Source organism: Parapedomonas caeni (assembly GCF_041060555.1).
In the GTDB taxonomy this organism is placed as follows: Bacteria; Pseudomonadota; Alphaproteobacteria; order Sphingomonadales; family Sphingomonadaceae; genus CAUJIW01.
Genome location: NZ_JBEUDS010000015.1, coordinates 18,347 through 37,837 on the forward strand (window position 1 = coordinate 18,347; position 19,491 = coordinate 37,837).

The 19,491-nt window shown below is 67.2% G+C and carries 18 protein-coding genes; 7 read left to right on the forward strand and 11 right to left on the reverse strand.

Features of this window, described 5'->3' with window-relative positions; translation table 11 throughout:
- Window positions 1-23 precede the first annotated feature (23 nt).
- From ABU113_RS11045 to ABU113_RS11070, 6 genes are all read right to left on the reverse strand, one after another.
- On the reverse strand, window positions 24-1,247 hold the full coding sequence (locus ABU113_RS11045; protein ID WP_454559574.1) for an acyl-CoA dehydrogenase family protein: 1,224 nt from the start codon (window positions 1,245-1,247) through the stop codon (window positions 24-26).
- A gap of 39 nt (window positions 1,248-1,286) precedes the next feature.
- Window positions 1,287-2,405 (reverse strand): acyl-CoA dehydrogenase family protein, encoded by a 1,119-nt coding sequence (locus ABU113_RS11050; protein WP_454559575.1) that lies wholly within the window; start codon window positions 2,403-2,405, stop codon window positions 1,287-1,289.
- A 160-nt stretch (window positions 2,406-2,565) separates the two neighbouring features.
- On the reverse strand, window positions 2,566-3,429 hold the full coding sequence (locus ABU113_RS11055; protein ID WP_454559576.1) for an SDR family NAD(P)-dependent oxidoreductase: 864 nt from the start codon (window positions 3,427-3,429) through the stop codon (window positions 2,566-2,568).
- A 6-nt stretch (window positions 3,430-3,435) separates the two neighbouring features.
- The gene (locus ABU113_RS11060; RefSeq protein WP_454559577.1) at window positions 3,436-5,127 is read right to left on the reverse strand and encodes a long-chain-fatty-acid--CoA ligase; all 1,692 of its coding nucleotides are present in this window, start codon (window positions 5,125-5,127) and stop codon (window positions 3,436-3,438) included.
- Window positions 5,128-5,187: 60 nt separating this feature from the next.
- Entirely contained in the window at window positions 5,188-6,276 is a 1,089-nt protein-coding gene (locus tag ABU113_RS11065) for an MBL fold metallo-hydrolase (RefSeq protein ID WP_454559578.1), read from the reverse strand.
- Window positions 6,277-6,357: 81 nt separating this feature from the next.
- Window positions 6,358-7,071 (reverse strand): nitroreductase, encoded by a 714-nt coding sequence (locus tag ABU113_RS11070; RefSeq protein WP_454559579.1) that lies wholly within the window; start codon window positions 7,069-7,071, stop codon window positions 6,358-6,360.
- 278 nt (window positions 7,072-7,349) lie between these two features.
- Between ABU113_RS11070 and pgsA the strand changes: the two genes are divergently transcribed.
- The 3 genes from pgsA to moaE are packed head-to-tail and all read left to right on the forward strand — an operon-like array spanning window position 7,350 to window position 8,649.
- Window positions 7,350-7,907: a CDP-diacylglycerol--glycerol-3-phosphate 3-phosphatidyltransferase gene (gene pgsA, locus ABU113_RS11075; protein ID WP_454559620.1), complete on the forward strand. Its 558-nt coding sequence runs from the start codon at window positions 7,350-7,352 to the stop codon at window positions 7,905-7,907.
- 11 nt (window positions 7,908-7,918) lie between these two features.
- Window positions 7,919-8,170 carry a molybdopterin converting factor subunit 1 gene (gene moaD, locus ABU113_RS11080; protein ID WP_454559580.1) on the forward strand — a complete coding sequence of 84 codons (252 nt, stop codon included), beginning with the start codon at window positions 7,919-7,921 and terminating at the stop codon, window positions 8,168-8,170.
- Window positions 8,167-8,649: a molybdopterin synthase catalytic subunit MoaE gene (gene moaE / locus ABU113_RS11085; RefSeq protein WP_454559581.1), complete on the forward strand. Its 483-nt coding sequence runs from the start codon at window positions 8,167-8,169 to the stop codon at window positions 8,647-8,649. The genes moaD and moaE overlap by 4 nt, the downstream gene beginning before the upstream one ends.
- Here moaE and ABU113_RS11090 read toward each other — a convergent pair.
- From ABU113_RS11090 to pdxH, 5 genes are all read right to left on the reverse strand, one after another.
- On the reverse strand, window positions 8,636-10,678 hold the full coding sequence (locus ABU113_RS11090) for a diguanylate cyclase (RefSeq protein ID WP_454559582.1): 2,043 nt from the start codon (window positions 10,676-10,678) through the stop codon (window positions 8,636-8,638). The two genes, moaE and ABU113_RS11090, sit on opposite strands and share 14 nt — an antisense overlap.
- Window positions 10,679-10,819: 141 nt before the next feature.
- Complete coding sequence (locus ABU113_RS11095; protein ID WP_454559583.1) at window positions 10,820-12,967, reverse strand: methyl-accepting chemotaxis protein; 2,148 nt, start codon at window positions 12,965-12,967, stop codon at window positions 10,820-10,822.
- 199 nt (window positions 12,968-13,166) lie between these two features.
- Complete coding sequence (locus tag ABU113_RS11100; RefSeq protein ID WP_454559584.1) at window positions 13,167-13,958, reverse strand: PhzF family phenazine biosynthesis protein; 792 nt, start codon at window positions 13,956-13,958, stop codon at window positions 13,167-13,169.
- Entirely contained in the window at window positions 13,955-14,887 is a 933-nt protein-coding gene (locus ABU113_RS11105; RefSeq protein ID WP_454559585.1) for a cation diffusion facilitator family transporter, read from the reverse strand. The genes ABU113_RS11100 and ABU113_RS11105 overlap by 4 nt, the downstream gene beginning before the upstream one ends.
- Complete coding sequence (gene pdxH, locus ABU113_RS11110; protein WP_454559586.1) at window positions 14,884-15,471, reverse strand: pyridoxamine 5'-phosphate oxidase; 588 nt, start codon at window positions 15,469-15,471, stop codon at window positions 14,884-14,886. The genes ABU113_RS11105 and pdxH overlap by 4 nt, the downstream gene beginning before the upstream one ends.
- Before the next feature lie 111 nt (window positions 15,472-15,582).
- On the opposite strand from pdxH, the gene ABU113_RS11115 reads away from it, so the two are divergent.
- The 4 genes from ABU113_RS11115 to aroC all read left to right on the forward strand — a co-directional run bounded on the left by ABU113_RS11115 (window position 15,583) and on the right by aroC (window position 19,410).
- The gene (locus tag ABU113_RS11115) at window positions 15,583-16,530 is read left to right on the forward strand and encodes a DnaJ C-terminal domain-containing protein (RefSeq protein ID WP_454559587.1); all 948 of its coding nucleotides are present in this window, start codon (window positions 15,583-15,585) and stop codon (window positions 16,528-16,530) included.
- A 43-nt stretch (window positions 16,531-16,573) separates the two neighbouring features.
- Window positions 16,574-17,440, forward strand: a complete 867-nt coding sequence (locus ABU113_RS11120) for a YihY/virulence factor BrkB family protein (RefSeq protein WP_454559588.1) — start codon at window positions 16,574-16,576, stop codon at window positions 17,438-17,440.
- A 63-nt stretch (window positions 17,441-17,503) separates the two neighbouring features.
- Window positions 17,504-18,307 carry an enoyl-ACP reductase FabI gene (gene fabI / locus ABU113_RS11125; RefSeq protein WP_454559589.1) on the forward strand — a complete coding sequence of 268 codons (804 nt, stop codon included), beginning with the start codon at window positions 17,504-17,506 and terminating at the stop codon, window positions 18,305-18,307.
- Between the two features lie 17 nt (window positions 18,308-18,324).
- The gene (gene aroC, locus ABU113_RS11130) at window positions 18,325-19,410 is read left to right on the forward strand and encodes a chorismate synthase (RefSeq protein WP_454559590.1); all 1,086 of its coding nucleotides are present in this window, start codon (window positions 18,325-18,327) and stop codon (window positions 19,408-19,410) included.
- Window positions 19,411-19,491 lie beyond the last annotated feature (81 nt).

Consider the following 19,491-nt stretch of genomic DNA (forward strand, 5'->3'; position numbering starts at 1 on the left):
GGGCCGATCCCGCCAATGCCCGCCTATCGCCCGGTCGGCAGGTCCTTGAACGCGATGTCCTTGTCCACCCGCACGTCGCCGGGCAGGCCCAGCACCCGCTCGGCGATGATGTTGCGCAAAATCTCGTCGGTGCCGCCGGCGATGCGCAGACCCGGCGCGAACATGAAGTTGCGGTGGAACAGGCCGCCGAACGGCGCCTCGGCCGGATCGTTGAGGATGCCGTACTGGTCGGCGAGGTCGAGCGCCATCGCCGACATTTCCTGCATCTGGTTGGCCGAGACGATCTTGCCGATCGAGGCCTCCGGCCCCGGCGTCTGGCCGCGCGACAACGCGGTCAGGGTGCGGAACTTGGTGAACTTCAGCCCCTGTGCCGCCACATACCAGTCCGCCAGTTTCTCGCGGAAGGCCTGGTCGGCCATGGCCGGCCGGCCACCGAGGTCGAGCGCGCGGGCCAGCGCCATCAGCTCCTCCGGCGTCGGGCCGTAGCCGGTGCCTACCGCCAGACGCTCGTTCATCAGCGTCACCAGCGCCACCTGCCAGCCGGCGCCCACTTCACCCAGCCGCTGGCTGTCGGGAATGCGCACGTCGGTGAAATAGACCTCGTTGAACTCGCGGTCGCCCGACATCTGGTGGATCGGACGAGCCTCCACCCCCGGCGCCTTCATGTCCACCCAGAACATGGTGAGGCCCTTGTGTTTGGGCACATCCGGGTTGGTGCGGGTGAGCAGGATGCCGAAGTCGGAGAAGTGCGCGCCCGAGGTCCACACCTTCTGGCCGTTGACCACCCAGTCGTCGCCATCGCGCACCGCGCGGGTGCGCAGGCCGGCAACGTCGGAGCCCGCCGCCGGCTCGGAGAACAGCTGGCACCAGATTTCGTCACCGCGCACGGCGGGCGCCACGAAGCGCTGCTTGGTGGCGGTGTCGGCGAACGCCATCACGGTGGGCACGCACATGCCAAGGCCGATGGCAAAGACATTGGGCGGCGTTTCGAACTGCTCTTCCTCCTGGGCGTAGATCACCTGCTGGATCGGCGTGCCGCCGCGCCCGCCCAGCTCCTTGGGCCAGGTGATGCAGGCAAAGCCGGCCTCGGCCTTCTTGCGCTGCCAGGCCTTGGCCGCCTCCAGCGTCGCCGGATCGGAGCGCACGGCAAGTGGCGCCCCGTCGCCCTTGGGGCGGGCGTTGGCGGCGAGAAAGGCCCGCGCTTCGGCGCGGAAAGCGGCTTCTTCCGGTGAATCCTTGAAATCCATGACGTGTTCCTCCCCTCTATCCTGTTCAGGCCGGCCTGTTCAGGCCGCGTTGCGCTGTTCGAGCTGGCTGATCAGCCGCTCCTTCCACAGCCGCGGCGCACCGGCGACCAGCCGCAGCTGCTCCGACCGGCGATAGTGGAGGTGGCAGTCCGCCTCCCAGGTGAAGCCCATGCCGCCATGGGTCTGGATGTTTTCCTTGGCGGCGAACCAGTAGGCCTCGCTGCCCGCAATGCGCGCGGCCGCCGCCGCCAGCGGCAGCTCAGCGCCGCCTTCCTCCAGCGCCCAGGCGCCGAAATAGGCGTTGGAGCGGGCCAGTTCGCCCTTCACATACATATCCGCCAGCTTGTGCTTGATCGCCTGGTTGCCGCCGATGACACGCCCGAAGGCATAGCGGTTGAGCGCATAGTCCTTGGCCATTTCCAGGCAGGCGTCAGTGCCGCCCACCTGTTCGAAAGCAAGCAGCACCGCCGCCCGGTCGAGCACCGCCTGGGCCAGCGCCCAGCCGTCGCCGGCGTCACCCAGCCGCTCGGCCGGCGCGCCGTCGAAGGTCACCCGCGCCACGTTGCGGGTGGGGTCGAGGCTCGCCAGCGTTTCCGCCCGCACGCCGCCACCGCGCGCATCGACCAGATACAAGCCGGCCTGACCCCCTTCCTGTGCCAGCACGATCAGCCGGTCGGCGATGGCGCCATCCGTCACCGGCACCTTGACGCCACTCAGCCGGCCGCCCTCGACGCGGCAACCCAGCGCGCTACCGGGAGCCGCCACGCCGGCGCCCTCGGCCACCGCCCAGGCGCCGATCAGATCGCCGGCGGCCACCGCCGGCAGCAGCGCCGCCTGCTGCTCGGACGAGCCCGCCAGCAACACGGCCTGGGTGAAGAAATAGACCGTCGAGGCAAACGGCACCGGCGCACAGGCGCGGCCCATTTCCTCGGCGATGGCGCACAGCGCGATCTGGCCGAGCCCCAGCCCGCCATGCTGTTCGGCGATCGGAATGCCGAGCCAGCCCATCCCGGCGATCCTGCGCCACAGATCGGCGTCATAGCCGCGCGCCGGGTCGTTGAGCACGCCACGCGCCACGCGGCTGTCGCACTGTTCCTTGAGGAACTTGCGCGCCTGCTCCTTCATGAATTTCTGATCGTCGGAAAAATCAAAATCCATTGTCAAAATCTCCCCAGGTCTGAAACGGCCGGTCCGGTGTTGTTGTTGGTGCGGACAATCGACCGATGGCTAAAAGCTCCTTGCAGGCAATGCCACCCGGTGGGCGTGGCAGGTCGGCGCATAATCCGCCGGACTGTCTGGCGCGCGGCGTCCTTGCGGACTAGCGCAGGAAATGGATGCTGCCTTCCGGCGCGTAAATCTCATCCTCGTGCGCGGCGATCGACTCGGCGGTGAACGGCTCAGCACCGGTGGCAAAGCCCGCCCCGCTGACAAGCTTCAATTCCATCACATTGGTGCCGGTCGCCGTCAGCGTCTTGCCGGTGTGCTGCTTGGAAAGGTCGCTCACCATGTAGAGCACCACCGGCGCCAGCCGGTCCGGCGTCCACTTCTCGGCGATCTCGGGCGGGATCAGCCCTTCGGTCATCCGCGTGGCGGCCGTCGGCGCGAAGGCCCAGACGCGGATGCCATAGCGCATGCCCTCCAGCGCCAGCACGTGCGACAGGCCCCACAGGCCGGCCTTGGCCGCCGCGTAGTTCGACTGGCCGAAATTGCCGATGATGCCCGACGTCGAGGTGGTGTTGACAATGACGCCGCCGCCATTGTCCTTCATCCAGGCGAAAATCGGCTTGGTGACGCAGAACGCCCCCTTCAGGTGCACGGCGATCACCTGATCCCAGTCCTCCTCCTCGGTCTTGAGGAGGGTCTTGTCGCGCAGAATGCCGGCGTTGTTGACCAGAATATCGACCCGGCCAAACGCCGCCAGTGCGGTTTCAAGAATGCTCTCGCCGCCGGCCATGGTGCGCACATCGGCGGCATTGGCCACCGCCTCGCCCCCGGCGGCGCGGATTTCCTCGACCACCTTCTCGGCCGCCGGCGCGGTGCCGGCACCGGTGCCGTCGCGATTGCCGCCATAGTCGTTGACCACCACGCGCGCGCCTTCCCGCGCGAACAGCAGCGCATAGGCGCGCCCCAGGCCGCCGCCACCGCCCGTCACCACCGCCACCTTGCCCGTCAGCAGACCCATGAACGTTCAGCTCCCTTTGCCGGCCGCGGTGCGTTTCGCTTCCTCTTCCGCCACCAGTTCCTTCTTCGACAGTTTGCCGATCATCGTCTTGGGCAGCGCATCTCGGACTTCCACCGCCACCGGCCGCTCGTGCTTGGCGACCTTGTCCTTCAGATAATCGAGCAGAGCGGTACCATCGACACCGGCCGCCGCCTCGGACTTCAGCACCACGAACGCCTTGGGCTTCTGGCCGAGATAGGCGTCGGGAATGCCGATCACCGTCGCTTCCTTGACCGCCGGGTGCTGGTAGAGCGCCTCCTCGATCATGCGCGGGTAGACCTTGAAGCCACCGACCATGATCATGTCCTTCAGGCGGTCGATGATGAAGGTGTAGCCGTCGGCATCGATGTAACCGACGTCGCCGGTGCGCAGCCGGCCATCGGCGAACACCAGATCGCCCGAACGCTGCCAGTAGCCGCGCATCACCTGCGGGCCGACGATGGTGATCTCGCCCGCCTCGCCCTGCGGCAACACCCGGGTCGGGTCTTCCTTGTCGACGATGATGATGTCGGTCCCCGGCAGCGGCAGGCCGATGGAGCCCGGCCGGTTCTCGCCATGAAAGGGATTGGTGGAAACGACACCCGAACTCTCGGTCAGGCCATAGCCTTCCGACACGATGGCGCCAGTCTTGGCCTCGAACTGCTTTTTCAGTTCCACCGGCATCGGCGCGCCGCCGGAAATGCACAGGCGAATCGAGGTCAGGTCGTACTTATCGAGCTTGGGATGCGACAGCAGGGCAGTATACATCGTGGGCACGCCCGGCACCACGGTGACGCGGCGCTTGTGGATGGTTTTCAGCGCCTGGGTCAGCTCGAATTTCGGCAGCATGACGATTTCGGCACCCACCAGCGTGGTGAGATTCAGCACCACGGTGTTGGCGAACACGTGGAAGAAGGGCAGCGCGCCGAACATGCGGTCATGGCCCTCGCGCGCTTTCTCGTCGATCGCCGCCACCTGCTGGGCATTGATGGTCAGGTTGGCGTGCGTCAGCATCGCCCCCTTGGGCACGCCGGTGGTGCCGCCGGTGTACTGCAGCAACGCCAGATCGCGTTCGGGATCGATCTCGACCGGGCGGAGGTTGCCATCGTTGGCCAGCAGCTCATCGAAGCCGATATGGCGGATATCGAGCTTCACCTTCGCCTGCTCGCGCCGCTTGAACACCCGGTAGAGCAGGCTCTTGGCCGGCGGCAGCGCGTCCGCGAGCGAGCCCACCACCAGGCAGCGCAGCCGCGAGGTCTCCAGCACTTCCGACATGGTGGCGTACAGGCTGGCGACGTCGAGACAGACCATGATGTCGGTCTGCGAGTCCTCGACCTGTGCCTGCAGCTCCGAGGCCGAATAGAGCGGCGAGAAGTTCACCACCGTGCCGCCGGCCTTGAGAATGGCGTAGTAGGCGATCACGTAATGCGGGCAGTTGGGCAGGAACAGGCCAACCTTGATGCCCTTGCCGACCCCGAGAATCTGGAACCCGCGCGCCGCGCGCGTCACCTGTTCGGCAATCTCGCGGTAGGTCCAGCGACGGCCGAGAAAGTCGAGGTAGGGCGCGTCGGGCTGGCGCGCCGCCGAGCGTTCGAGCAGCGCCGGCACCGGCAGTGCCTCGAACGGAGTGTCCCACGGCTGGGCATGACTATACCCTTCGAGCCACGGCCTTTCTGTCACGCCTGTCCTCCCCGTCCGCCGCGCGTCATGGCCGAGCGCGGTCGGATCATCCTAACCTCGTCACGGCACCACGAACAGGTCGTGGTCGGCCTCGCGCTGGCGCCGCAGCCGCCCCTGACCTTCAAGATAGTGCAGGTGCGACAGCGCCTCGCCGGTCGCCATCATGATGTCGCTGTTGGTGATCGGTCGCTTGAACAGCGTCTCGAAGGTCTCGCGCACCTTGCGCGGTTCGCGGCAACGCTCGATCAGGCGGTCGAGCTTGCGCTCATGGTCGAGCCGCAGCTGGTCAAGGCGCGCATGCAGGCCATGGAAGGGCTCATTGTGCGACGGCAATACCAGCAGACTGTCAGGCAGCAGCTTCAGCCGATCGAGACTGTCGAACCATTCCTCCAGCGGGTTGGCATCGAATTCCGCCACATGCACCGAGACGTTGGGCGTGATGCGCGGCAGCACCTGGTCACCGGCGATCAGCACCCCCGCCTCCTCGCACACCAGACAGGCATGTTCGGGCGAATGACCGCGCCCGACCACCACCCGCCAGGTCCGCCCGCCAATGGTCAGCGCGTCATCATCCCGCATCCGGTGATACTGCACCGGCAACGGTGTCACCGCGTTGCCAAACCGCCCCCAGCCACGGCCACGGAAGGCCTCCAGATCCTCGCCGTCCCAGCCGGCGCGGCCGTAGAAGGTCATCGCCTCGACCGGCGGCTCCTCCTGCTGGTCGAGCATCAGCATGCGGGCGGTCAGATACTCGCCGCGCGTCATGCACAAGGTGGCGCCGGTGTGCCGGCACAGCCAGCCCGCCTGTCCGAGATGGTCGGGATGCATGTGGGTGACGATGACGCGGGTGACCGGCTTGCCGCCCAGCGGCCCCGCCAGCAGCCCTTGCCACAGCGCGCGGGTCTCGTCGGTGCGCAATCCGGTGTCCACCAGCACCCAGCCGTCGCCGTCGTCGAGCACGTAGAGGTTGATATGGTCGAGCCCCGCCGGCATCGGCATCCGCAGCCACAGCACGCCGGCCGCCACCTCCTTGAGCTCGCCCGGCGCCGGCCACCAGCGACCGAACGGATAGCTCAGGCCGCGAAACTCGACGGCCTCGATGGGCGCCTGTTCCTCGATTTCGAGGTCGGTCAGCGATTGATCGGTCATACAGATACTCCCGCACCCAGCTTTACGTTGACGTAAACGTAAAGTCTAGGCGACGCTTCACGCCGGACGATGGTGGTCCGATCAGTCGACGTGAAAAGTCGTGAAGTCCTCCAGCGGCGCGCGCCGCGCCACCAGCCGGTTCACCACGGCGTCGCTATCCTTGTAGCCGATCGCCATGCCGCAAAAGAGCATCTGCTCGGCGGGCGGCTGGAGGAAGGCGTCCACGGTCTTGTGGAAGATCGACCAGCATTCCTGCGGGCAACTGTCGAGACCGGCCTCGCGCAACAGCAGCATCACCGTCTGCAGGTACATGCCGAGGTCGGACCACTGCGGCGCCCCCATCTGACGGTCGACGTAGCAGAAGATCGCCAGCGGCGCGCCGAAGAACTGGTAGTTGTTGGCGAACCACATCATGCGGGCAAGCTTGTCCTCGCGCGGGATGCCCAGCACGCCATACATGTCCTCGCCGACCTGGAAGCGGTAGTTGCTGTACGGCGCCTTGAGATCCTTGGGGTAGACATCGAACTCGTAAGGCGGCTCGCCCATTGGCGCTTCCTGCACCCGTTTGGCCATGATCGCCTTGAAGCGGGCCATGGCGTCGCCGGCCAGCACATGGATCTGCCAGGGTTGCAGGTTGCCGCCCGACGGCGCGCGGGATGCCTTGGCAAGCACATCACGGATGGTATCGACCGACACCGGGGTATCCAGGAATGCACGCACCGAACGCCGTGATGCCACGGCTTGCGTCACTGACATCATTGAGACTCTCCAATAACAGCTGATCAAGAACGACATGAATGAAGGCGCGCATGGTAACTGCCCCAGCGCCTGCGGCAAGAGGGATCATGTCACGGTGGAATTCTCCAAACCGGCACTGTGACACTCATGGTTTCCACCAAATTGGATATTGCCCCCGCCGCCAGGGTTCGTTCCGTCACCGCACGCGCCGCGTCGTCGCCCTGTTCAGCCGAGGACACGCCGAGCCGCCGGTCGATGGCGGCACGGGCACGCCAGACTCTCCGCCAAGGGCGGTTGAGCCCATCGGCCGACTCGCCTAGTGTGGCCCGACCATGTTGACGAGCCTGCCCAATCTGCTGACGCTGAGCCGCATCTTCGCGGTTCCCCTGCTGGTATTCATGCTGTGGGGGCCGACCTGGATCGGTTCGCTGGGGGCGTTTGCCCTGTTCTGCGTCGCCGGCATCACCGACTATATCGACGGCTATCTGGCGCGAGCCCAGGGTACGGTGTCCAAGCTTGGTCAGTTCCTTGACCCGATCGCCGACAAGATCATGGTCGCCGCGGTCATCATCATGCTGGTGGCGGAGCGGGTGATATCCGGCGTGCATGTGATCGCCGCCATCATCATCCTGCTGCGCGAGATCGCGGTATCGGGTCTGCGCGAATTCCTGGCGGGTGTTAAGGTCTCGGTGCCGGTGAGCCGGCTGGCCAAATGGAAGACCGCCTTCCAGATGATCGCGCTCGGCGCGCTGATCCTGGAGGGCGCCGCCCGGTTCCAGTTCTCCTGGCTGCCGGCCCATGAAGTCGGTCTGCTCTGCCTTTGGCTGGCAGCGGCAATGACGGCGATTACCGGCTACGACTATCTGCGGGTCGGCATCCGGCACATGAGCTAGGATGACATGCGATGCACCTCCTCTACTTCGCCTGGGTGCGTGAACGCATCGGACTGGACGCGGAAGCCCTCGCGCCGCCGGCTACGGTGACCACGGTCGCCGACCTGCTGGACTGGCTTGGCCGCCGCAGCGCCGGCCATGCCGAGGCGTTCGCCGACCGGACGCGCCTGCGTGTCGCGGTCGATCAGATATTCGCCGACATGAGCACGCCCGTCGCCAGCGCCCGCGAGATTGCCATCTTCCCACCCGTGACCGGCGGATGATCGGCCTCCGTGTCCAGGCCGAGGATTTCAACCTCGCCGCGGAGGTCGACCGGCTGCGCGCCGGCCGAGCCGACATCGGCGCCATCGTCACCTTCACCGGCCTGGTGCGTGACATGGCCGATGGCGCGCCGCTGACGGCGATGACGCTGGAGCACTACCCCGGCATGGTCGAGCGCCAGCTCGCCGCCATCTGCGCCGAGGCCGAGGCCCGCTGGCCCTTGCAGGGCGGTACGGTGATCCACCGGTTCGGCCGCCTGACACCGGGCGACCAGATCGTGCTGGTGGCCACGGCCTCGGCCCATCGTCAGGCCGCGTTCGAGGCGGCCATGTTCATCATGGACTGGCTGAAGACACGCGCGCCATTCTGGAAACTGGAGGAACGCGGCGGCGATCGCCACTGGGTCGACGCCCGGACAAGCGACGATGCCGCCGCCCGTCGCTGGCGCGACCCGTCTGCACCCGGGATTACTCGGCGTTGATCACCCAGGGCCGGACCGCGGGCACGATGTCATCCCGGACCACCTGATTGCGCCCCTGACGTTTGGCCTGATACAGGGCCGCGTCCGCGCGTTTCAGGGCTTCCTCAATGTCGCCCGCGCCACCAACAACGCCCAGGCTGATGGTGAAGCGCAGCGGTCCGCGCGGTGTGGGGACGCTCGTGGCCTCGACAGCGGCTCGCAGGCGTTCAGCCAGACGTGCGGCGTCATCAACACCCACGCCCGGCAGCAGGATGGCGAATTCCTCGCCACCAAGGCGCACCAGGCAATCGTCCGCCCGCAACCGGCTGGCCACCATCGCCGCCATCAGTTCGAGCACCTGATCGCCCGTCGCATGACCGAAAGCGTCGTTGACCTGCTTGAAGTGGTCGATGTCGAAGGCGATCAGCGACCATTCGCGCCCGGTAAGCCGCCATATGTCCGCCGCCGCCTCCGCAAACGGCCGGAAGCCACGGCGGTTGCAAGCGCCGGTGAGCGGATCGCGCGTCGCCAGCTCCCGCAGCTCGCCCTCCAGCCGTTTGGCCGACGTGACGTCGACGATGACGGTGATGAGACCCTCCACCTGCCCCTCCGTGGACAGGATCGGCGCCTTGGCGCTGAGATAATGGCGATCGCCATCGCTGGCGGGAATGACGTAATCCACACTCTGCGGCTGCCCGGTGGCAATGACCACCTCCTCGGCGACCGTGATGCGTTCGGCCACATCCGGCGGCACCAGTTCATGGACGGTCTGCCCGAGCACGGGCTGACCGACCGCGAAATGAACGTTGTGGAATGCGGGATTGGCGCGGATGTAACGGCCATCCAGATCCTTCACCACCACCGGATTGGGCATGGTGTCGATCAGCGTTTCCGCGAAGCGGCGCGACCGCTCGCTTTCCTGCCGGGCCAGCTCCGCGTCCCTGGCCTGTTTTTCCAGCGCCGCCGCCTGCGCCTCGATCCGCTCGCGCTGGACCTGCAGTTCGCGCTCGCGGTTGCGTTGCTCGGTGATATCGAAAAGGACCGTCTGCACGGCGGACACGCCGAACCAGTCGGCAGGCGCCAGCACGGCCTTGACCCACATCGGCTTGCCGTCGCTGCGATAGACCTGGCCCGTCAGCGTCACCTGGCGCTGACGCCCCGCGCCGATGTCCTGCAATGCCGCCCGCAGCGAATCCATCATCGCCGGCGAGGCCAGCCGGCCGCCGGAGGCCAGCACCAGGGTCTCGGCGGTATCGCGGTAACCGAACAGTTCGGCGAACGCGCGGTTGATGAGCACCGTCTTGCTATCCACCGTAATCAGCATGGGGTAGACGGCGTTGTCGATCAGCTCGCGGTACTGGTTTTCCAGGCGCTGCAGTGCGCCAAATGCCCTGACCGTCCGTCGCTCCATCGGACGGAAGATGAAAACCAATTCCGCCAGCAGCAGCAGCAGCGTCGCGCCCCAGGCGACAATCTGAAAGCCCTGCAGACGCGCGATATCCGCCTGTCCATCCCGTTCGAAGGCCGATACCGCCCGGCCGAGGTGACGCATCATCTCGGTCGGCCGGCGGGCGTTGAACTGGTCCAGGGCATCTTTCCACAGCGCCGGGTCGTCAATCGGTGTGCCAGCCACCCGCCGCGCCGCGCGAATATATTCACGCACCCGCACATCAAGACGAATCGGCGGCGCGAAATAGACCTGGTTCAGTTGGGCATGGCTGCCAGGCCCGCCCACCGCCGCGATCAGCGTCTTGTGGTCACGCTCCAGCAGTTCAATCGACCACACGAGCTGACGTCGCGCATATTCGTAGGCATTGATCTGGGCAGCCGCCGGCAGCCGCCGGACGTTGAAGGCGATCCGCTGGGACAGCATGCTCTGCCGACCGGCGATCTGCATCAGTTCGAAGATTTCTTCCTGCCGGTGCGCGATGCGATAGGTCAGCAGAAAGCCCAGCGTCACCGACGCCGCGATCAGGACCAAGGCCAGTCCATGGCGCCATCGCAGCGACCACTTGAGGCCAGAGAGATCCACCGCGCGCATGTCGTCCATTGGTGCCTTATGCACCCGGAATGCTTAAATGCTGATTAAGAATCCCCCCCGCCGGGACGAGCAGCAGACGGCGGGGCTCAGTGGCTCCTGAACGCAAGCCACCATGCCCTCGCCGCCGAACCTCGTACCCTGGCGCGCCGGTCAGGCCGCCTGCCGCAAGGTCGTCAGGAAGCCATCCACTTGCGCCCGCAGATGCGCGGCCTGTCCGGTGAGCTGACGCGCCGCGTCCAGCACCTGCGCCGAACCGATTCCGGCGCGGTCGGCTGCCTGGGTGACGCCGACGATGTTGGTCGTCACGGTCTGCGCGCCCTGCGCCACGTCCTGGACGCTGCGCGTGATCTCGTCGGTCGCGGCGCTCTGCTGATTGACGGCCGAGGCAATCGAGGTGGCGATACGGCTCATGTCCTCCACCATGCCGGTGAAGGTGGCAATGGCGGCCGAGGAATGTTTGGTCGCCGACTGGATGGCCTGAATCTCGCCCGCGATCTCCTGGGTGGCGCTGGCGGTCTGACCCGCCAGCTGCTTGACCTCCGAGGCCACCACGGCGAAGCCCTTGCCGGCGTCGCCGGCGCGCGCCGCCTCGATGGTGGCGTTGAGTGCCAGCAGGTTGGTCTGGCTGGCGATGGCATTGATGATCTCGATGACACCGCTGATCCGGTCGGCGATCGTCACCATGCCGGTCACGGCGTCGGTGCTGACCTGCGCCTGCTCCACCGCTTTCTCCGACACCTCGCTCGACTGCTGTGCCTGACGGCCGATTTCCTGCACGGACGCCGCCAGCTCCTCGGTCGCCGATGCCACCGTCTGGATACTCGCCGACGATTGCTCGGCGGCACTGGCCACTGCGGTGGACTGCCGGCTGGTTTCGCTCGCCGCCTCCGACATGTCCTGCGCCGCCCCCTGCAACTGGGTCGCGGCCGCCGACACGGTGGTGACCAGGCTGCCGACGACCGTATCGAGATCCTGCGCCAGCTGGTTGAGCATCGCCTTGCGGTCGCGCTCCGCCGCCTGCCGCTGGGCCTCCTCGCGGTCACGCGCCGCCTGCTCGGCGGCCTCCTTCTCGCGGCGCGCGGCGGCCTCGGCTTCCTCCCGCTCATGGCGCAACCGCGCCTGCTCGGCTTCCAGCCGCTGCTTCTCGATGCCGGCCTCCTTGAAGACCTGGGTCGCCCGCGCCATGGCGCCGATCTCGTCGCGCCGGTCGCCACCGTGCACCATGACGCCAAGATCGCCGGCGGCGAGTTGCTGCATGGCCCGCGTCATGTTCCGGATCGGCACGATGATCGAGCGCGAGGCACCCCAGGCGACCATGCCGCTGACCACCAGAATGAGTCCGGCGCCGACCAGCACCAGCCAGGATTCGCGACTGGCATCACGCTCGATGCCCAGCGCGGTCTGGCCGAGATCGAGGGCGATCTTGTCCTCCACGGTCTTGATGGCATCAATGCGCCGCGTCGCGGTCTCGAACCACTGCTGCGCCGACACGCCATCAAGCCGCGCGCCAGCGCCGGCCTGGATAATCGCCTGGCGCAGCTGCTGGAGTTCGGCGGTGGCGCCACCACGCATGGTATCCTGGTAGGCCTTGACCAGATCGGGCGTCCCGTAAACCTCGAAGTTGCGGAACAGCGCATCCTGCACGCTGATCAGACCCACCAGCGTGTTGAACTGCGCGGGCGTGAACTGGCCGGCGGCCAGCCCGGCGGCCCCGGTGGCCCGCTCCTGGCCCGCCCGCTCCTTGGCCGCCATGAAGCTGAGGTAGGCGACAACCGCGTTCGACACCCGCGAGCTGCTGCTGGCCTTCGAGCCCTCTCCCGCGACGTCCAGCAGGCCGCCAATGGTGGCCGTATAGTAACCGGCGGCATCGGCCGGACTGACCGCCATGGCGTCCACGCGCTGACGGTTGGCGTCGAGCAGCCTGATCTGGCCGAGGCTGGCCTCAAGACCCGACTGGAAGCGCGGGGAATAGCTGGCGACATCGATCCGCTCCAGCGCCCTGGCAAAATCCCGACGGGCAGTGTCGGTAGCCTGGCGCAGGCCCGGCAAGGTATCCCGCATTTCCGCGCCACGGCTGCTGAGGAATGTGGCGGTGGCGCCGCGTTCACGCTGCATGTTGTGGATCAACGCACTGAGATCGACGGTGAATCGCGACAGCGTCTCCAGCTGAGCGGCCTCAATGGCCTTTTCCCGGCTCTGCAAGCCCGTCCAGCCCAGCGCCAGAACCAGCGCCAGCACCGGCACGATCAGGGTGATCAGCATCTTCCGCGCGATCGGCGCGTGATCCAGCATGTTCATGGGTGTCCTCCCTCTCCCGGCATCCATCGCCTGGCGGCCACAAGGCAGGCCAGGGCGTGAACACCTGATATTTTGATGGAGAGTCGATACCACACACCTCTGAACAAACTGCTAAGACGAATGAATTGGTCTGTGTTGCAGATCGCCATGGTTCCGACCAGCCGCGGTCCATCCGACGCGACTGGAAGCCCGGACGCGTCTACAGCAGAAACGCGCCGCGCATCACTTCGATGGCGTGACCCGCCATGTCGACGCGGTCGCCCCGCAGGTGGCACCACAGCTCGCCGCCACGCCGCGAAATCTGGCGCGCGAACAGTGCGGTCTTACCCAGTTCAGCCGCCCAGTAGGGGATCAGCCGGCAATGGGCCGAGCCGGTCACCGGGTCTTCGTCGATCCCCACCGACGGCGCGAAGAAGCGGGAGACGAAATCGCAGTCCGCGCCCGGCGCGGTCGCCATCACCTGCGCGTCCAGGCGCTTCAGCGCCGCCATATCGGGCGCCAGCGCCGCCACCGCTGCGGCATCGGCAAAGCGGGCGAGCCAATATCCGCCGTGGTGCAGCACGGCCTGCGGCACCGCCCCCAGCGCCTCGGCCAGCCCGGGCAGGGCGGCCGGCGCGACGTGATAGGCGGGAAAGTCGAGGTTGATCCGCCCGACGGCGTCGCGGCTGACCACCAGAGTGCCAGCGCTCAGGGTGGTGAAGCGGATGTCGGCGCGCGTGTGCCCGAGATGGGCATAGACCACATGGGCCGCCGCCAGCGTGGCATGGCCGCACAAGGCGACCTCCACCGTCGGCGTGAACCAGCGGATCAGATAATCCCCGTCCCCGCCGGGCGTCGCCACCAGAAAGGCGGTTTCCGCCAGATTGTTCTCCGCCGCGATCGCCTGCATGGTCTCGCCCGGCAACCAGGCCTGCAGCGGCATGATGGCGGCGGGATTGCCAGCAAACGGCCGGCTGGCGAAGGCATCCACCTGATAGAGCGGCAAGGTCATGGGGCGGCCTCCGTTTCCGGGGCATCCAGTGCGCGCCGGCGCCGCTCCCGGTGCCCCTCCGGGTCGACGTGGATCAGGATGTCAGCCTGCGGGAAGGCGCGCGCCAGCGCGTCTTCCACCGCGTCGGCGACCTTGTGCGCGGCGGCGACCGTCATGTCGGCGTCAACCCAGATGTGGAACTGGATGAACTCGTCGGCGCCGCTGGAGCGGGTCCGCAATTCATGCAGGCCACGCACCTGCGGATGGGCCTCGACGATGTCGATGACCTGTCGCCGGCGGGCGGCGGGCCATTCCTTGTCCATCAGCATGTCGAGCGCGTGACTGGCGGCACGCACCGCCCCCCAGGCGAGATAGAGCGCGATGCCGATGCCGAACAGCGCGTCGGCGCCATGCAGGCCGGCCCAGGCCTCGATGACCAGGGCGGCGATGACCGAACTGTTGAGCAGCAGGTCGCTTTGGTAATGCAGCTGGTCGGTGCGGATGGCGATCGACCGGGTGCGCTGCACCACCATCCGCTGATAGAGCACCAGCAGCAGTGTTGCGACGATCGCGACCAGCGACACACCGACGCCCATCTCTGGCGCCACCACCGGCTGGGGATGAATGAAGCGGTCTACCGCCCGCAGGCCGATGCCCGCCGCCGAGACCAGGATGATGCCGGTCTGCATCAGCGCGGCAATGGCCTCCGCCTTGCCGTGACCGAAACGGTGCTGGTCGTCGGCTGGTGTCGCCGCCACCTTGACCGCGAACAGCGTGATCAGCGAGGCGAGCAGATCCAGTGCCGAATCCGCCAGCGACCCCAGCATGGCGACAGAGCCGGTCTTGGCCGTCGCCACCACCTTGAGGACGATCAGCAGCACCGCGACCACCGTCGAGGCGATGGCGGCCCTGCGGGTCAGCCGGGCGATGGTGGCGCGCGAACCGCTCACGGATACAGCCAGGTCCAGACCCAGCCGCCACCGGCATCGCGGGTGAACAGCCGGCGTTCATGCAGGCGAAACGGCCGGTCTTCCCAGAACTCGATGCGCTCCGGCGCCACCCGGAAGCCCGACCAATGCGGCGGACGCGGCACGGTGCCAAGCCCGAAGCGGGCGGCTGTCTTGGCGATGCGCCCCATGAACGCGGCCCGGCTGTCCAGCGGGCGGGACTGGTCGGACGCCCAGGCGCCGATCTGCGAGTCGCGCGGCCGGCTGGCGAAATAGGCATCCGCCTCCTCCGGCGCCACCGGCGCCACCGGGCCCTCGATGCGGATCTGGCGGCGCAACGACTTCCAGTGGAACAGCAGTGCTGCATGCGGATTGACCCGCAGCTGCTCGCCCTTGCGGCTCTCGAAGTTGGTGTAGAAGACGAACCCGCGCTCATCCCACCCCTTGAGCAGGACCATCCGCAGCGACGGCCGGCCCTGCGCGTCGGCGCTGGCCACGGCGACGGCGTTGGGGTCATTCAGCTCTTTGGCCTCGGCCTCGGCGAACCAGTGGCTAAACAGCGCGAAGGGATCGGTTTCGTCGGTCATGCATGGGGTTTACGCCGGGCGGGCCGGCATCGGCAACACCCTTCACAACCGCCACCGCGATGACTACCTTGAAAGCCAAGCGTTGCATTTTTGCAACAGGTGAGGTGATCGATGGCAAAGGACCCCTATAGCGTTCTCGGTGTGGCCCGCACTGCCAGCGAGGCCGAGATCAAGAAGGCCTACCGCAAGCTCGCCAAGGAGCTGCACCCGGATCGCAACAAGAACGACCCCAAGGCGGCGGAGCGGTTCTCCGACGTTACGACGGCCTATGACATCATTGGTGACGCCGACAAGCGCGCCCAGTTCGACCGCGGCGAGATCGGCCCCGACGGCGCGCCGCGCTCGGCGTTCGAACAGGCCTATCGTACCCGCGGCAACGCTGCCGGCGGCGGCTTCGGGTTCGAAGGCGACCCGATGGACATCTTCTCGCAGTTCTTCGGCGGCGGCCGGGCGAGCGGCGCCGGGTTTGGCGGCGGCTTCAGTGGTGGCGGCATGGGTGGCGGCGCGGGAACGGGCGGTGGTCGTCCGCGCCCCAGGGGCCGCTCGGTCGAGTACCGGCTGACCATCCCCTTCGAGCAGGCCGCCCGGCTGGAGCCGCAGCGGCTGACCCTGCGCACCGGCAAGACCATCGAGATCAAGCTGCCGCCGGGCTTCACCGACGGCCAGCAGCTGCGCCTGGCCGGCCAGGGCGACCCCGGCCCCGGTGGTGCCGGCGACGCGCTGGTGACGCTGCATGTCGGCCCGCACGCCTGGTTTGCCCGCGAGGGCGACCAGGTACTCCTCGACCTGCCGGTCCGGCTCGACGAGGCGGTGCTGGGTGGCAAGGTCAAGGTGCCGACCGTCGACGGCGCGGTCATGCTCACCATCCCCGCCGGCTCCAACTCCGGCAAGGTGCTGCGGCTGCGCGGCAAGGGCTTCACCGGCAAGGACGGCACCCGCGGCGACCAGATGGTGACGCTGCTGGTGGACATTCCGGCCGACGACCCCAAGCTCAAGGCCTTCGTCGAGTCATGGAGCGAAGGCCGCACAGCCAATCCCCGGGATCACCTGTTCAAGTAAGCCGGCGCTGGACGCGCGGGCGCGCGGCCGGCACATTGGGCTGATGCTCGACCGGCTGCCCGCCCCGCTTCAGACCGCCTTCGCCGTGGTGCGCACCGCCGTGCTCGGATTCTGGGACGACGACGGCTTCATCCTCTCCGGCAACCTTGCCTATCTGGCGCTGCTGGCGCTGTTCCCGTTCATGATCTTCCTGGTCGTGCTGGCGGGTGCCATCGGCCGCACCACGGCTGGACTTGAGGCGGTGCACGCGTTCCTGGACGCCATGCCGCCCAACGTCGCGACCGCGCTGGCGGACCCGATCAACCAGGTGATTGGCCAGAGCGGGCGCGGACTGCTCACCTTCGGCGCCGTAGTCGCGATCTGGACCGCCGCCAGTTTCATCGAAACCGTGCGCGTGATCATTCACAAGGCCTACAACCACGACTCCGGACGGTCGATGTGGCAGTATCGGCTGGAGTCCTTCGTCATCGTCATCGGTTCTGCCATCCTGCTGCTGCTGGCGATGGCCGGTCAGTTCGCCTATGGCGCGGCGCGCAAGCTGGCGCTGACCTATCTGCCGTTCGCGGAAGGTGCGATCGAGGCCCTTGGCTGGCTGCGTTTTGGCGTCCTGCCGCTTGGCCTGTTCCTCGGCCTCTACGGCCTGTTTCTGTCGCTGACCCCCCGGCGGGCGCGACCGCGCGCCCACTGGCCCGGCGCCGTGCTCACCACCGCGGCCTGGATCGCCACCGCCTACCTGCTGCCCAAGGTGCTGGCGATGCTCGGCTCCTACGACCTGACCTACGGCAGCCTGGCCGGCGTCATGGTGGCGCTGCTGTTCTTCTACGTCGTCGGCGCCGGTCTGGTCATGGGCGCGCAGCTCAACGCTGCGCTCAAGTTATTGGATGAAAACCGGAAATCTCGATCGAGTTGACCCGCTGCCATGCCCGTGCGATGGACGCGGCCACATTCATGACCAACATGCGAAGGTGAGCGAATGACAGGTCTGATGGCGGGTAAACGCGGCCTCATCATGGGGGTCGCCAACGACCGATCGCTGGCCTGGGGTATTGCCCAGGCAGTGCACGCGCAGGGCGCCGAGCTGGCGTTCAGCTATCAGGGCGAGGCGCTGGAGAAGCGGGTGCGTCCGCTGGCGGAGTCGATCGGGCAGGATTTCCTGCTGGAGTGCGACGTCTCCAGCATGGACTCCATCGATGCGACCTTCGCCGCGCTTCAGGCGCGCTGGGGCACCATCGACTTCGTGGTGCATGCCATCGGCTACTCCAACAAGGACGAGCTGCGCGGCCGCTACGCCGACACCTCGCTCGACAACTTCCTGATGACCATGAACATCAGCTGCTATTCCTTCACCGCCGTCGCCCGGCGCGCGATGGCGCTGATGCCAAACGGCGGCTCGCTGCTGACGCTGACCTATTATGGCGCCGAGAAGGTGGTGCCGCACTACAACGTGATGGGCGTCGCCAAGTCGGCGCTGGAGACCAGCGTCAAATATCTCGCCATGGACCTGGGTCCGGACAACATCCGCGTCAACGCCATCTCCGCCGGCCCGATCAAGACGCTGGCGGCCTCCGGCATCGGTGACTTCCGCTACATTCTGAAGTGGAACGAGCTGAACTCGCCGCTGCGACGCAACGTCACCATCGAGGACGTCGGCGGCGCCGGGCTCTATCTGCTGTCCGACCTCGCCTCCGGCGTGACCGGCGAAATCCACCACGTGGATGCCGGCTACAACGTCATCGGCATGAAGGCCGAGGACGCGCCCGACATCGCGCTCGCCTGACGGAGCCGAGACGACCCATGTCCTGGAACAGCTTCGGCCACCTGCTGCGCTTCACCACCTGGGGGGAATCCCACGGGCCGGCGCTGGGCGCGGTGGTCGACGGCTGCCCGCCGGGCCTGCCGCTCAGTGAAGCCCATATCCAGCCGTTCCTCGACAAGCGCCGCCCCGGCCAGTCCCGCTTCACCACCCAGCGCCAGGAACCGGATCAGGTGCGCATCCTCTCCGGCGTGTTCGAGGGGCGCACCACCGGAACGCCGATCAGTCTGCTGATCGAGAACACCGACCAGCGCTCGAAGGACTATGGCGACATCGCCGAGCGCTATCGCCCCGGTCACGCCGACTACACCTATGACGCCAAGTACGGCATCCGCGACTATCGCGGCGGCGGGCGTTCCTCGGCGCGCGAGACCGCGGCCCGCGTCGCCGCCGGCGCCGTCGCCCGGGTCATCCTCGGCGAAAGCATCCGTATCCGCGGCTATCTGGTGGAACTGGGCGGTGAGGCCATCGACCGCACCCGGTTTGATGATGCCGCCATCGACGCCAACCCGTTCTTCTGCCCGGACCCTGCCGCCGCCGACCGCTGGGCGACCGCGCTGGACGCCGCCCGCAAGGACGGCTCCTCGCTGGGGGCGGTGGTCGAGGTGGTGGCGACCGGCGTGCCCGTCGGTCTGGGCGCGCCGCTCTACGCCAAGCTGGACCAGGAGCTCGCCAGCGCGATGATGAGCATCAATGCGGTCAAGGGCGTCGAGATCGGCGACGGCTTCGCCGCGGCCCGCCTGCGCGGCGAGGACAACGCCGACCCCATGCGCCTGGGCGCCGATGGCCGGCCGGTGTTTCTGTCCAACCACGCCGGCGGCATTCTCGGCGGCATCTCGACGGGCCAGGACGTCATTGTCCGACTGGCGATCAAACCGACATCGTCCATCCTGACGCCGGTGCCGAGCATCACCCGCGCCGGCGCGGAAGTGGATGTGCTGACCAAGGGCCGTCACGACCCGTGCGTCGGCATCCGCGCCGCCCCCGTCGCGGAAGCGATGATGGCGCTGGTGCTCGCCGACCAGTTACTGCTCGACCGCGCGCAATGTCCGCGCAACGGAAGCTGATTATTTATTCAACATATTATTAATCGAGCGACAGTTGACTTGGTCAATTGGCGCCCATAGTCGCCTGTTCAACAAGATGGG